Annotated in this window: 13 protein-coding genes and 1 rRNA gene; 11 read left to right on the forward strand and 3 right to left on the reverse strand. The window is 61.1% G+C overall.

All coding sequences use genetic code 11. The features are described 5' to 3' along the window. Nucleotides 1-159 precede the first annotated feature (159 nt). The 3 genes from rrf to JFN90_RS12585 all read left to right on the forward strand — a co-directional run bounded on the left by rrf (nt 160) and on the right by JFN90_RS12585 (nt 2165). Nucleotides 160-276, forward strand: a 5S ribosomal RNA gene (rrf, locus tag JFN90_RS12575). A gap of 255 nt (nt 277-531) precedes the next feature. Next, nucleotides 532-1215, forward strand: a complete 684-nt coding sequence (locus JFN90_RS12580) for a type 1 glutamine amidotransferase domain-containing protein (RefSeq protein WP_199395471.1) — start codon at nt 532-534, stop codon at nt 1213-1215. Between the two features lie 50 nt (nt 1216-1265). Further along, complete coding sequence (locus JFN90_RS12585) at nt 1266-2165, forward strand: pirin family protein (RefSeq protein WP_199395472.1); 900 nt, start codon at nt 1266-1268, stop codon at nt 2163-2165. A gap of 84 nt (nt 2166-2249) precedes the next feature. On the opposite strand, the gene JFN90_RS12590 is transcribed toward JFN90_RS12585, so the two are convergent. Both JFN90_RS12590 and JFN90_RS12595 read right to left on the reverse strand, forming a co-directional pair. Further along, nucleotides 2250-2945, reverse strand: coding sequence for an OmpA family protein (locus JFN90_RS12590; RefSeq protein ID WP_199395473.1), 696 nt, complete (start codon nt 2943-2945; stop codon nt 2250-2252). Between the two features lie 86 nt (nt 2946-3031). After that, on the reverse strand, nt 3032-3904 hold the full coding sequence (locus JFN90_RS12595; RefSeq protein ID WP_199395474.1) for an alpha/beta fold hydrolase: 873 nt from the start codon (nt 3902-3904) through the stop codon (nt 3032-3034). A gap of 32 nt (nt 3905-3936) precedes the next feature. Between JFN90_RS12595 and JFN90_RS12600 the strand changes: the two genes are divergently transcribed. From JFN90_RS12600 to JFN90_RS12620, 5 genes are all read left to right on the forward strand, one after another. After that, on the forward strand, nt 3937-4134 hold the full coding sequence (locus JFN90_RS12600; RefSeq protein ID WP_199395475.1) for a hypothetical protein: 198 nt from the start codon (nt 3937-3939) through the stop codon (nt 4132-4134). 317 nt (nt 4135-4451) lie between these two features. Beyond that, entirely contained in the window at nt 4452-5894 is a 1443-nt protein-coding gene (locus tag JFN90_RS12605; RefSeq protein WP_328755646.1) for a B12-binding domain-containing radical SAM protein, read from the forward strand. Between the two features lie 22 nt (nt 5895-5916). After that, complete coding sequence (locus tag JFN90_RS12610; protein WP_199395476.1) at nt 5917-6624, forward strand: methyltransferase domain-containing protein; 708 nt, start codon at nt 5917-5919, stop codon at nt 6622-6624. After that, the gene (locus JFN90_RS12615) at nt 6621-7856 is read left to right on the forward strand and encodes a U32 family peptidase (protein WP_199395477.1); all 1236 of its coding nucleotides are present in this window, start codon (nt 6621-6623) and stop codon (nt 7854-7856) included. The genes JFN90_RS12610 and JFN90_RS12615 overlap by 4 nt, the downstream gene beginning before the upstream one ends. Beyond that, nucleotides 7853-8938 carry a type III polyketide synthase gene (locus JFN90_RS12620; RefSeq protein ID WP_199395478.1) on the forward strand — a complete coding sequence of 362 codons (1086 nt, stop codon included), beginning with the start codon at nt 7853-7855 and terminating at the stop codon, nt 8936-8938. Before JFN90_RS12615 ends, JFN90_RS12620 begins: the two co-directional genes overlap by 4 nt. A gap of 85 nt (nt 8939-9023) precedes the next feature. On the opposite strand, the gene JFN90_RS12625 is transcribed toward JFN90_RS12620, so the two are convergent. Further along, nucleotides 9024-10436: a B12-binding domain-containing radical SAM protein gene (locus tag JFN90_RS12625; protein WP_199395479.1), complete on the reverse strand. Its 1413-nt coding sequence runs from the start codon at nt 10434-10436 to the stop codon at nt 9024-9026. A 162-nt stretch (nt 10437-10598) separates the two neighbouring features. Here JFN90_RS12625 and JFN90_RS12630 point away from each other — a divergent pair, with 162 nt between their 5' ends. From JFN90_RS12630 to JFN90_RS12640, 3 genes are all read left to right on the forward strand, one after another. Beyond that, a complete protein-coding gene (locus JFN90_RS12630; protein WP_199395480.1) occupies nt 10599-10751 on the forward strand; it encodes a hypothetical protein in 153 nt (50 codons plus the stop codon). 170 nt (nt 10752-10921) lie between these two features. Next, nucleotides 10922-13609 carry a polyphosphate kinase 1 gene (gene ppk1, locus JFN90_RS12635; protein ID WP_236018988.1) on the forward strand — a complete coding sequence of 896 codons (2688 nt, stop codon included), beginning with the start codon at nt 10922-10924 and terminating at the stop codon, nt 13607-13609. 112 nt (nt 13610-13721) lie between these two features. Next, entirely contained in the window at nt 13722-13982 is a 261-nt protein-coding gene (locus JFN90_RS12640; RefSeq protein ID WP_199395481.1) for a hypothetical protein, read from the forward strand. Nucleotides 13983-14118: the final 136 nt, after the last annotated feature.

Consider the following 14118-nt stretch of genomic DNA (forward strand, 5'->3'; position numbering starts at 1 on the left):
CCGGTACTAATCGGCCGTGAGGCTTGACCATAAAAAATTCTTAGAGAGGGGGGTGGTTCTCCACCCCCCGATCATAACTGCTTATGCTGCAAACCTACATTCATGATGATGCGATTGTGAGAAATAAATTGCGCGGGCGAAAGTCCAAGCTAAGAGTTTCTCTGTGGCAATGCCGAGAGGGTCACACCCGTTCCCATCCCGAACACGGAAGTTAAGCCTCTCAGGGCCGATGGTACTGCATTGGTAACGATGTGGGAGAGTAGGTCGCCGCAGGGAATTTAATTGAAAAAGCCCCGTCTGATTACAGACGGGGCTTTTTCGCGTCCAGCCCCCGGTTATGTGCGGTCACCCTCCAACCCTACTGGCTGCGGCCGTATTCTCACCCCGTCCCCCCTTGAGGAGCCCCCACCGGAGGCGGCCCCCACCCGCATGTCCTGGTTGATAATCCCCGCGAATGTTGTACACACATACAGGTGCGAGTCCGATCTTCGCACCAACCATACTGTGCTAGCTGAGGCAAAGGAGTCAGCCATGAAAGTTCTGATGGTAGTAACCTCCCATGACAAACTAGGGGAAACCGGGGAGAAGACGGGTTTCTGGTTGGAAGAATTCGCCGCCCCTTATTACGTGTTCCGGGACGCCGGAGCCAAAGTCACCATAGCGTCACCTAAAGGGGGGATGCCGCCGGTGGACCCGAAAAGCAACCTGCCTGACAGCGAGACGGAAGCGACCCATCGCTTCAAGGCGGACCAGGCGGCCCAGGATGACCTCGCGCATTCCATTCGGCTGCGGGAGGTGTCGGTAAATGACTACGACGCCATCTTCTTGCCGGGAGGCCACGGCCCCCTCTGGGATCTGGCCGCCGACCCCGATGCCATAGCCTTGGTTGCCGCCTTCGCCAAGGCCGACAAGCCGATCGGCGCGGTGTGCCACGCACCGGCGGCGCTGGGAGACGTGAGGGGAAAGGATGATGACTTCCTAGTCAGGGGTAAGCGTGTCACCGGGTTCACCAACGCAGAGGAGGAAGCTGTGGGGCTGACCGACGTGGTCCCGTTCCTGCTCGAGGACCGGTTGAAGGAGCGGGGTGCGCAATTCAGACACGGTGACAACTGGGCCCCCTACGTCGAGGTTGATGGCAAGTTGGTGACGGGGCAAAATCCTGCATCCTCGGCACCGGCAGCCGAGGCCCTGTTGCGACTGCTCACCCCGCGATAAGGTCGGTAAAGTGTGCGATCCCGTTCTACAGTGAGGGGAAAGGAGACGTTATGGACGCTTTGCGCAAGATAAAAAAGGTCTGGAAAAGCAAGCCAACCATCGAGGGGGCCGGCGTGCACCTGAAACGTGCCTTCGGAAACCACGAGGTACCCCTGTTCGATCCGTTCCTGCTCATGGACGACTTTCACTCCAATTACCCGCCCCACTACCTGAAAGGTTTCCCCTGGCACCCCCACCGCGGCATCGAGACCATCACGTACGTGCTGCACGGCCGGGTCGAACACGGCGACAGCATGGGGAACAAGGGGGTGATCGGTCCGGGCGACTTGCAGTGGATGACCGCCGGCAGTGGCATCATTCACCAGGAGATGCCGCTGGGGGACGACGAGGGGCTCATGTGGGGATTCCAGCTCTGGGCCAACCTTCCCGCCTCCCACAAGATGATGACGCCACGCTACCGCGGTATCCTGGCCGAGGAGATCCCGGAGGTGACCATGAACGGGATCAAGGTGAAGGTCATCGCCGGCACGGCGGGCGGTGTCCAGGGGCCGGTGCGGGACGTGGTGGCCGATCCGGAGTACCTCGACGTCACCATGCCGGAAGGGGCCACCTTCACCCACGCCATTAAGCGGGGTTACACCGTCCTGGCTTACGTCATTGACGGCGAGGCGTACTTCGACCATGAACGCAACGCCTATGAACACGAAGTGGTGGGCACGAATTACTTCGACTTGGAGCGCCATTGCGAATGCGGAGCAGAGAACCTGATCCTGTTCGAAGATGGCGACCTCGTCTCGATCACCACCCAGGGGAAACCGGTGCGTTTCCTGCTCATCTCGGGCAAACCCATCGGGGAACCGGTGGCGTGGTACGGCCCCATCGTGATGAATACCCAGGAGGAACTGCAGGTGGCGTTCGAGGAGTACCAGAAAGGGACGTTCGTGAAGTAGCGCGGTTGGAAGCGGTAGTGGGAAAAGAAAGCGGGGCGTCTTTACAGGCGCCCCGCTTTTGTGTTGGATGGTATCTCAGGTGGATCAGTTGTTGCCGCTTCCGCCGGTTCCCTGGGCTTTGAGTTTCTCGTTCGGGGAGAGTTCGATCTGGACGCGGCGGTTCAAGGCCCGGTTGGCGTCGGAATCGTTGGGGACCGCGGGGCGGGTGGAGCCGTAGCCGACTGCCGCCATCTTGGATGCCGGCACGCCCTGCGAGACGAGGAAATCGCGTACCCGGCCGGCACGCCGCTCGCTCAAGGGCTGGTTGACCGCATCGGAGCCGCTGGAGTCAGTGTGTCCCTCGATGACGATGGTGGTCTGGGAGTCGCGCAGGGTCGGGACCGCCTTGCTGAGTGCGTCCTTCGCCTCAGGCTTCAGGGTATCCTTGCCCAGGTCGAACAGGATGCCGGAGGGAAGCGCCACATAGACTTTGTCGCCGTCGCGCACGACCTCGGCTTGCGGCATCTCCTTCTTGAGGGCCGCCGCCTGGCGATCCATGTAGTTGCCGACGCCGCCGCCGACCACAGCCCCGGTGAGACCGCCGATAGCTGCGTTGCGGCCACGATGCGATTTCCCTCCGATGAGCGCACCGGCACCTGCGCCGAGCACAGCGCCGCCTAATGCACCCAGTCCGGTTCTCTTGTACTCGTAGCTTCCGTCAGGATTGGTGGCGCAGCCGGTTGCTAACAAGGCAACGGCTGTCATACCAACGATAATTCTTGCGATCAAGCGTGCTCTCATTGCTCCATCTCCTTAATGAATGTAATAGTCACAGAACACACAAAAGATATCACCTCATCTGTCCAAGATCAATGACCTCTTTGCGCTCAACCAATAGATTCCGTGACCTGTGATATGAAACTGTGCAGGATCGTGAAAGTTTGCGCCGGCTTTTCCTCTTGCGGGTTATGGCCGCATTCCTCCAGCACCTGAAGTTTTGCCCCGACAATAGCCTCCTGCAACCGGGTTCCCTGTGATAGCGGCACGATCTGGTCGTGACTTCCCCAGAGCAACAGTACCGGCAGGCGCAGGTCCCGATAGCGGGCGGCAATCTTTTCCTGGTCCAGCGGGACCAAGCTGCGGCACGTTGCCACCAGGGCGCGTTTCGCCTCCCGGTCGCGGTAGCAGGGGGCGTACCTGGCGATATGCTCCCGGTCGACGAGTTTCTGGTCGTAGTAGGCCATCTTGAGCCCGGCCTTGACCCAAATGTCCGGAGCGTAAAGGGCGATAAACAAGGCCGCCGCCAAGCGGTTCGCAAAGATTTCCGCCATGAGCGGAAGCCGCTGGATGTAGCCCGGGCCGGCCATGATCACTATCGCCGCCAGCAGGTCGTCCGTCTTGCGCAGCATCGCTTCCACCGCGGTAAGCAGCACCACTGCCCCGCCGAGCGAATGGCCGACCAGGGTTACCCGCTGCAATCCCGTCTGATAGAGGAAGTCCAGCAGCCTCGCGCTGTGGCCGCGGATGGAATAGTCGGCCAGTTTCGGCTTCGACGATGCCCCGGAGCCGAGAAGGTCGAGGAGGTAGAGGGTGTAGCGTTCGGGGGGGAACAAAAGCACCAAGTCGGACCACGTTTCGGACCGTGCGGCAAGACCGTGCACGAGAATGGCCTCGACGGGGCCGCTGCCGTAACGGCGGTACGCCAGGATCTCCCGTTCGGAAAGACGGCACTGGTGCAGGGGAAGGTCGACCAAGTCCATGTCGGGTAGTTTAACAGAAAGCGGAAGGAATCGTGACAGGCAGCAGCAAAATTTGCGAAGTCTGCTACTATTGGGAAACTCTATTAATTGTACAGGCGCTGCTGTACCTGGCACGACGGCGCTGGCCGACTGCGCGACTCAAACGCGGCTCAAAGAAAGGTGCAGCGGATAACGCCAGGCATAAAAAAAGCCCGATGATGTGGATCATCGAGCTTTTTCCGAAAAAATAACTGACGTTCAGTGGAACCTCCTCAGTCCGTAGGGATGGGGTTGTTGCTGGGAAGTTTGTTCGGGATTCCATCCTTGTCTGGTCTTTTTATGCCATAACAGACGAGATATAAGAGCCTTTCGGCTTGGCCTACCGGACGTCAGTTACCAACTCCGGATGCCGCTTCATGCATCTCGGAGTTGTATCTATGTGGTTGTCAAGGTTCGTTGGTCTTTGCTTCCCTCCATAAGAACCATTGTACTACCGGCCCTTACGGCGTTCAATACCTTTTTTCTGTCGTCACGGTACCGCAAAGTACATTCCCGGGAGGACAATCAGGTGCAGTCACGTATCCTCATGATAAGCACCAACCGGGAAACGGCGCCTCAGCCGGTGGTGCCGCTTGGGGCTGCCTGGGTGACCGAAGCGCTACAGCTGGCGGGGTTCCAGGTCCGGTTCCTGGACCTTTGTTTCCTGCCGGACCCGGTCGCCGCGGTCGCCGATGCCCTTGCCGGGTTCGCCCCCGACGGCATCGCCCTTTCCGTCAGGAATCTTGACAACTGCAACCTCCTCGCGCCGAAGTCGTACCTCCGTGAGCTACGGGAAGTGGTGCGCTTGATCAAGGCGCATTCCGAGGCCCGGATCCTGATCGGGGGAGCCGGGGTCAGCATCCTGCCGCACCAGGTCCTGGAGTATCTGGAACTCGACTTCGCCGTGGTGGGGGAGGGGGAGCGGGCGGCGGTTCAGTTTTTCAGCGCCCCGGATGCAGACGCCGCCGGACACGTGGCGGGGGTGGTGTGCAGGAAGGGAGCACTCCGGCAGGAAAACGATACGACCCCGGTAGCCGCCGGGGACATCGTGATGCCGCGCCTGCATGGCTGGGTGGATGTCGGAAGATACCTGGCCCGGGAGCCGGTGCTCCCGGTACAAGGCAAGCGGGGCTGTGCCCAGCGCTGCCTTTACTGCACCTATCGCATTATAGAAGGATCCTCCTGGCGCGTGAGGGATCCGGTTGCGGTGGTGGACGAGATTGCCGAGATGATGCGTCACACCCCGGCGCGGGAATTCGAGTTCGTGGACAGCATCTTCAACGAGCCTGAGGGGTACCTGGAGTTGCTGCTGGAAGAGGTGCTGAGGCGCGGGGTGAAGGCCCGCTTCTGCGCCTCCTCGCTCTCACCGAAAGGATTGACGGAGGGGCAGCTGCGGCTCATGGAGCGGGCCGGCATGACCTCGCTCGTGATCACCCCGGAAAGCGCGGCCGGAGCCACCCTGGCAGCGTTGCAGAAGGGGTTCGACGAGGACGAGGTGCACCGGGCCGCGGAGCTTTTGGGGCGTTCCCGACTGCGGGCGCTCTGGTGCTTCCTTCTCGGCGCGCCCCAGGAGGACGAGGAGACGCTGGGGCGGACGGTGGCCTTTCTGAATCGCCATGTCGGCAGCAAGGACGCCGCCTTCATCACCACCGGGATACGCATCTACCCGGGGACGGGGCTGCATCGGCTCGCCGTGCGGGAGGGGACGGTGCAGGCAGATGACGACCTGCTGATGCCCTCCTTCTATTTCTCCCCCAAGCTCACTCCGGAACGGGCCCGGTCCCTCCTGGACCAGGGGGTGCGCCACGGTCGCTGCATCCACCTAACCGATACCGAGGCTCCAGTGCTGAACACCCTGCGCCGCATTGGCACCGCCGTTGGTCTGCCTACTCCTTTCTGGCGCTACGCCGGATATGCCAAAGGGGTGCTCGGGTGGCGAGGGCCGTGCGGTATCCCGGAACGGCGGCAATAGAACGTGGAGGTTTGTCAGCCCTATGTCTCTGATCCCCCGCAAGAGAACAGCCCTTGAGTTTCTCGACCTTCCTCCCGAGGTGTGCACCCAGGAGGAATTGGCCGGGAGCTTGGCCGACCTGAGGACGGTGAACCGTTACTTGGGTGACACCCGGGCGCTGTTCAAGTACCTGTCCCGAAAGATACAGGGGCAGCGGCAGATTTCCATGCTCGATGTCGCGACCGGTTCGGCCGACCTGCCTGTCGCCATCGTGGAGTGGGCCAGAAAACACGGGATCGACATCCAGGTGACCGGCGTCGACCTCAACAGCAGGATCATCGAGATCGCGCACGATTACACTTCCGAATACCCCGAGATCAAGCTGCTGGTGGCGGACGCCCTGCAGCTCCCTTTCCGGGACCATAGCTTCGACGTCGTCCTTTGCAGCAAGACCCTGCATCACCTGAAGGAGCCAGAAGCGGTCAAGGCGATGCAGGAGATGCTTCGGGTGGCGCGCCGCGGCTTCATCGTCATGGACCTGCGCAGGAGTTGGATCGCCTACGTCCTCATCTACCTACTCACCAGGATCTTCACCAGCAACCGGATGACTCGATACGACGGCCCTCTCTCCGTCCTCAAGGCCTTTACCGATGACGAACTTCGGCAATGTGCGGTGAAGGCGGGAGCGAGGTCGGTGGAGGTTCACCGCGAGCCGTTTTGGCTGCTGGTGGTTTCCGGGGAGGGGGCATGAAGTTTTCGGTCGCTACCAATTTCGAAGCAGACCTCCTGCCGGCCCTGGAAGGGTACCCGGTCGCCGAGCTGTTCGGCAAGCTCCCTTCCGACAGCATCGGGGGCGGCCGGGCCTCATTTATGCTGGCGCCCCTGAGTAAGGCGCGGTTTCGTGCGCACGTGCAGGACGCGGCGCGCCGCGGCATCGGCTTCAACTACCTGTTGAACCCCGCTTGCATGGACAACCGGGAGTTCGTCCGCAAAGGGCAGGCGGAACTGGAGCGTCTGCTCTGTTTTGTGGAGGAGTGCGGCGTTACCTCGGTCACGGTTTCCCTTCCCCTTCTGCTCCCCATCATCAAGAAGCGGCATCCGCGCCTCAAGGTGCGCGTCGGCGTGTACGCCCGTGTGGACTGCGTGGCGAAGGCGAAGTTCTGGGAGGAACTCGGGGCGGATTGCATCACCTTGGAATCGATCGCTATCAACCGTGACTTCACCATGCTGCGCTCGATCCGGCAGGCGGTCGGACTGGAACTGCAGCTGATCGCCAACTCCAACTGCCTCATCTTCTGTCCGCTGTCGGGCCAGCACATGGTGAACCTATCCCACGCCTCGCAGCGGGGGCACGCGAGCCGCGGCTTCATGATCGACTACTGCGCGCTCAGATGTTCCGCCCTGAAACTCGCTGAGCCGTCGCACTACCTGCGCTCCGAGTTCATCAGGCCCGAGGACCTCAAGGCATATACCGACCTCGGCTTCGACTCCTTCAAGATCCTGGAGCGCGGGGCGCCGACCGCGGTGCTGGCGCGCCGGGTCCGGGCCTATGCCGAGGGGCGCTTCGACGGCAACCTGTTGGACCTGATCCAGCCCTACGGTTACAAGAAATCCTCGCCGAGGGGAGGCGCCCTGTTGGATATCAGGCGGTTCGCCAAGTTCTTCTTCCGGCCGATGGCGGTGAGGCAGACGGGCCTGCTTCGCCTGAAGCGGCTGGCCGAGAAGCGCGGCCTGGTGGCGGGGCTTGAGTGGGATCCGGTTTTCATCGACAACAGTTTTTTGGACGGTTTCCTGGACGGCATGAGGGAGATTGATTGCCGAAACAGCGATTGCTCGCGGTGCGGCTACTGTGAGCACTGGACCAGGCAGGCCGTGCGGGTGGATGAAGGGTACCGGCGGGAGATGCTGCAGCTCTACCAGGAAGCTTTCGATGATATGTATTCCGGCGCACTGTGGGGTATGGCAGGGAGGAGGGGAGAATGAGGAACGAAGCCGTTACCGGGGGACAGCCACCAGGAGCAAAAGCCTACGTCGCATCGATAGCATCCGCTGTGCCGCGCTTCAGCGCGTGCCAGAGATTCGCTGCGGACCTGGTTCGAGATCATTTCAAGGAAACGCTGACACCTAGAAGCGTGGGGCTGATCCGGGCCACCTTCGAGCATCCGAGCATCGAGAAGCGGCATTTCGCGGTGGATCATCCCGCCCGCATCTTCAACGAAAGCCAGGACGAGAGGGTGGAGCGCTTCACGCGGGAGTCGGTGAACCTGGCAGCCCAGGCGGTAACCCAGGCGCTGGAAAAGGTTGGGTTGTCCGTTCAGGAAGTGAACGGGCTGGTGGTCAATACCTGCACCGGATACATCTGCCCCGGCATCTCGACTTACCTGGCGCAGCGTTTGGGGCTCTCCCCCCGTGCCAGGCTGTACGACCTGGTCGGCAGCGGCTGCGGCGGCGCCATTCCCAATCTCCAGGTGGCCGAATCGATGCTGAGGATGACGGGCGGGGTGGTGGTGAGCGTGGCGGTGGAGATCTGCAGCGCTGCGTTCCAGATGGGCAACGACCTGAGCCTGATCCTCTCCAACGCGCTCTTTGGCGACGGTGCTGCCGCCGCGGTGCTGTGGGAAAAGCCGTCCGGCTTCGAGTTGCACAGTTCCGCCGGGCGCCATGTGCCGGAGCAGCGGGAGGCGATTCGCTTCGTGCACAAGGGGGGGCAGCTGCACAACCAGTTGTCGACCGACCTCCCCAAACTGGTCGGTAAGGCCGCCGCCGACGTGGTGGACGATCTGCTGGCGATGTCGCCGGTCAGTAAGGACGAGATCGGAGGCTGGGCGCTGCACACCGGTGGCGAGAAGGTGATCAACGCGGTTCGGGACCAAGTGGGCATACCGGAGGAGCTGCTCCGGGCGACACGGCGCGTCCTGTCGCAATACGGCAATATGTCCTCACCGACCGTGTGGTTTGTGCTGGACGAGATGCTGCAGGAGGGGATGCCATCCGGCCAGTGGTGCGTCCTCCTCGCATACGGCGCCGGCCTATCGGCGCATGCGTGTCTTTTGAGGAAGGTGTAAGAAAGAGGCTAGGGCTGCGGACTGCGGACTGCCGGGGACTCTAACGTAGAACGTAGAACGTAGAACATAGAACGTAGAACCGCAGTTAAAACCTGTGCCGTGAGCGGAATTGGTCGCCGGTGAAAAAGCCCCTGACCAGATCCAGGTTGTTCAAGAGCACTTTCAAGCCGCCCTTCTCGCGCTTCTTGACGAAGTAGTTGCCGACGAACATGGAAGGGCTCAGAAACGCCTTCAGGTTCTCCCAGTTCATGATCCGGTTCAACTGCCCTACCGTCAGGCGTTTCGTCCTCACATTGCACATGAACCCGGTGTACCTGCTCAGTCGGTCGGGATTGGTCACTAGGCCCGCCTGTAAAAGTTCCTCCCTGATCCTGGTGCCGGGATACGGGGTGACGCACTGCACGTAGGGGAGGTCGATGCCCAGCCGGCGCGAGGCGCGGAACACCTCCCGGATCTCCTCCGGGCCGTCGTCCGGATTGCCGATGATGAATCCCCCCATGACGCCGATGCCGTGCTGCCGCAGCAAGCCCACCGCCCGTTCCGTTTTCTCGCGGATGTCCCCCTTCTGAAAAAGAGCCAGGTTTTGAGGGAGCACCGACTCGATGCCCAGGAACACCATGGCAAAGTTGGCCTGGGCCAGTGCCGGTATCAGCTCCGGATCGGCCACGATGCCGGCAACCGAAGCCTGCACCAGGTACTCCATGCTGTTCAGCCCGTGCTCCACGATGGCCCGGGCGAGGCTAGTGAAGCGGCGGCTGTCCAGGGTGATATTGTCATCCACCAGCAGCACGGTCCGGGTTCCCCTTTGTTGCAGCGCCTTCAGGTCTTTGATGACCCGATCGACTTGGTGGCAGCGGAAGCTGGTTCCGTACATCCCGGTGATCGAGCAGAAGGTGCAGGTCATGGTGCAGCCGCGCGAGGTCTCCACGCAGTCGAGCTTGCGGTCGAAATAGGTGAAGCCGTCGAGGACGCGCGCGTCGCGGGCCGGTAGCGGGAGCTGGGCGAGATCGAGCAAGGCTGCGGGGGGATTGTGAATGAAAGTGCCATGGTGTGGCCAGGATAAGCCGGGGACATCGAAGAAGGAGCGTTGCCCGTCCAGCGCCTCCAAGAGTGCCGGAAAAGCGTGTTCTCCCTCGCCGCGCACCAGAAAATCGAAGGGAGGCGACTCAGCGGTCAGTTCCCCGAAGGCGAGCGTGGCGTGGTAGCCGCCCAGCACCAGCTTGGTCCGGGGGAGGCAGGCGCGGCAGATGTACATTACCTTGAGGGCGCTTTCGTATTGGAAGCTCATGCTGCTGATGCCCACTACCTCCGGCTGAAACTCGCGCAGGAAGCGCTGCAGCCAGGGCTCTATGTCGCGGTGCACCAGCACCAGGTCCACTACCTTCACCTCGTGCAGCGTGAGGTGGGCGGCGATCGAGCAGAGCCCCAGGTTGGGTACCTTGATGATGCGATGGAAGTTGTTGGCGGCGTCCGGCATCGCCAAAAGGAGTATCTTCATCGGCTTCCTTGGGGGGCGGTGTGATTGGAACTTAAGGATTATAGAAGGGGGGACGGGATTAGCAAATTTGCTCGGGGGGTGGCGAGGAGGGGCAATGAAGATAAAATATTCGTCATTAACCGGATGCTGCGGCGTGGATGCCGCCGCAGCTGGAGGTGGACCATGGGTGAAAGGGATGGCAAGGAAGAGAGAGCACCGGTGGTGGTCATCGTAGAGCGGCGCAAGCAGAAGGAGAGAGAGTTCAGCTCAACTGAGGTTATGAGGATCTTGAGAAAGAGGGCGGCGCGGGCGCGAAAAATTCCGCCTGTGGAATAAAGAAGCGGCATCGGCAACAGCAACAGGGAAAGGCCCCCGAACCGGTGACAGTAAACAGGACCGGCGGGGGCCTTTTCTTTGTCCGTGCCAGGCAAAACAAGTGCGCCAGTTGCCTAAGTCAGATAATAATGAAATAATATTACTATCCTACAGATCCGGAGAGTAAGGTCATGGAGACCAAGCCTGTCGCACCTCAGAAAACAGAGCAAGAAGACGATGTCTTCCACCTCATAAATGATCAAGAGCAAGCCGTTCAGAGTGTGCTCGAGATCCCGCAGATGTACCCGCTTCAGGGCCCTGAGTCATCAGGTGATCCCTTAGAGAGCAACCCTCATTTCATTGACGGTAATATGACGGTGATCACTGCCTCTGACGCTGCCAGCGCCCCGCAGCGGCCCGAAGTCGTGCAGCAGCAGGCGCTGCAGCAAGAAAAAGAGGGCCAGGCGGGCAAATCCAAGACCAGCAAAGGGGCCAAGGCCGTGAAAGCTCCCAAGGCTGTCAAAACAGGTAAGGCAAGCAAAGACGGCAAGGCTGTCAAACCCGCCAAAGCGACTAAAGCTGCCAAAGCTGCTGCCCCCAAGAATGCTGAAGCCAAGACGGCCAAGGCCAACATTGCCAAGCCTAAAGCCGCCAAGCCTAAGGCCGCCGCTGCGAAGGCAGCCAAGGCAAAGAGCGCCAAGCCCAAGGCCGCCAAGGCGGTCAAGCCGGGGGCGAAGCAGCCTGCCAAACCGGGCGGTCCCGCCGGCGTGGAGCACCCGGAGTTCGATCTGGGCGAGAGCCGCTGGTACTTGAACCGCGAGTTGACCTGGCTCGAGTTCAACCGCCGGGTCCTGCACGAGGCGACGGACGAGCGAACCCCTTTGCTGGAGCGGCTCAAGTTCATCGCTATCGTCAGTTCCAATCTCGACGAATTCGCGATGAAAAGGATCGGCGGCCTGAAGCAGCAGATCGGTGCCGGCCTGCACGAGCTGACCCCGGATGGCCGAACGCCGCGCCAGCAGGTGATCGAATGCAACGCCTCGGTTCGGGAGATCGAGGCCGCCAAGAGGGAAGCTTTCCGCGAGGTGAGGGAACTCCTGGAGGGGAAGGGCATCGTCATCGAAAGCTATGACACCCTTTCGCCCAAAGAGAAAAAGCTGTTGCGCGAGTACTACTACAGCAACATCTATCCGCTGCTGACGCCACAGTCTATCGATCCGGCCCATCCTTTCCCGTTCATCTCCAACCTGTCACTAAACCTCCTGGTGACGCTGCGTTACCCGAAATCGCGCGAGCACACCCTGGCGCGGGTCAAGGTGCCGATAGGACTGGGGACGTCGCGCTTCATCCGGGTCGGCAAGGGGGACCACTTCATCCCGATCGAGCAGGTCATGATGAACAACCTGGACATGCTTTTCCCGGGCATGCTGATTGTTTCCTGCGAGATTTTCCGGGTCACCCGCAACGCCAATACCGAAAAGGACGAGGAAGAGGCGGACGACCTTATGTCCATGATCGAGTCGGAGTTGAAGGAGCGCAAATTCGCGCCCATCGTCCGGCTCGAGGTGGGGGAGGGGATGGAGCCCCTCCATCGCGGCCGGCTTGCCGCCGAACTGGAACTGGACGAGGAAAACGACGTGCTGGAGGTTTCCGGGATGCTCGCCCTGCGGGACCTGTTCGAGATCTCGAAGCTGGATTACCCGCGCCTGCACGACCCGCCGCACCATCCCATCGACCACCCGCAGCTAATCGCCGAGCGGAACATCTTCCATACCATCCGCGACCTCGATTCGGTGCTGCTGCAGCACCCTTACGTCTCCTTCTCCACCTCGGTGGAGCGCTTCTTGCGCGAAGCCGCCAACGACCCCAAGGTCCGCGCCATCAAGATGACCCTGTACCGCACCTCCATCCAGGGGCGCATTATCGACGCGCTGGTCCAGGCGGCGCAAAACGGCAAGCAGGTGGCGGTGGTCGTGGAACTGAAGGCGCGCTTCGACGAGGCGACCAACATCCATCTGGCCGAGGTGATGGAAGAGGCTGGGATCCACGTCACCTACGGCGTGGTCGGGTTGAAGACCCATTGCAAGGTGATCCTGGTGGTGCGCCAGGACTTCCAGGGACTCAGGCGCTACGTCCACATCGGCACCGGGAATTACCATACCGACACGGCACGTATGTACAGCGACGTAGGTCTTATCACCTGCGACGACGCCATCGCCCAGGACGTCACCGAACTGTTCAACTACCTGACCACCGGCTTCACCGCCAAGCGCAATTATCGTGCGGTGATGCCGGCGCCCAAGCTCTTGAAAAAGGCCCTCCTGACGCGCATCGAGCGGGAGGTCGAGATGCACCGGCAAAACGGCGGCGGGTTGATCAGGTTCAAGATGAATGCGCTTGAGGATGGGGACATCGTCCGGGCGCTCTACCGCGCCTCCATGGCGGGGGTGAAGATCGACCTGTACGTGCGTGACACCTGCCGGCTCCGCCCCGGCATCCCGGGGCTGTCGGACAACATCCGGGTGGCCAGCATCGTCGGCCGTTTCCTGGAACACGCCCGGATCTACTACTTCAGAAACGACGGCGCGGAGGAGTATTTCATTTCTTCGGCCGACGCCATGAAGCGCAACCTCGAGGCGCGCGTGGAAGTCCTTTGTCCGGTTGCGGCGCCCGAGCTGACCGCGGAGCTGCGGGCCGTGCTTGATTGCCATGATGCCGACCGCCGATCCGCCTGGGACATGCAGGCCGACGGCAGTTACCTGCAGCGCCAGCCGGTGGAGGGTGAAAGCGGTGAAGGAACGCAGCAGATGTTGATCGCCCAGGCACAGCAGCGGCTGAAGGAAGCACTCAAGCAGAAGAAAAAGCCGATGCAGAAGTAGCAGGAGAAACATGGACAAGTTGAGAGATGACAGGGAAAACAAGAAGGGGTAGCATATCCCGATGTGCCGGTTTCAGAAACGGCGCTTAAGAGAAAACAACAGGGGGAACCCGATGGACGCCAACGACAAGTGTATCTGTGCAGGGGACCACGAACACCACATCTGCTTTTTGCACAGCAAAGGGTTGGTTGAGGAAGTGGAAAAACTGACCGACAATCCCACCGTGACCTGCGCCATCTGCCTGGTCAACGCCAATTCACCCGACAACGTCTGCTCGCCGACCACGTTGGGAGGCGGCTTCAAATACTCGGACATGCAGGACAGCAAGAAGATCATCTGCGAGAGCGTGACCGTGGATAAGAAGGAAGAGTAAGTACCCTCCCCCGGAGGGGGAGGGCTAGGGAGGGGGATCCGCATGAAGTTTCCCCCCACTCAGCCTCCCCCCTCCGGGGGAGGAGCTCGTTAAAAAGAGGGCAAAACTAAAGGCGGCCCTGGTAGTTACCGGGGCC

The sequence above is a fragment of the Geomonas propionica genome (assembly GCF_016458235.1).
GTDB classification, from domain to species: domain Bacteria; phylum Desulfobacterota; class Desulfuromonadia; order Geobacterales; family Geobacteraceae; genus Geomonas; species Geomonas propionica.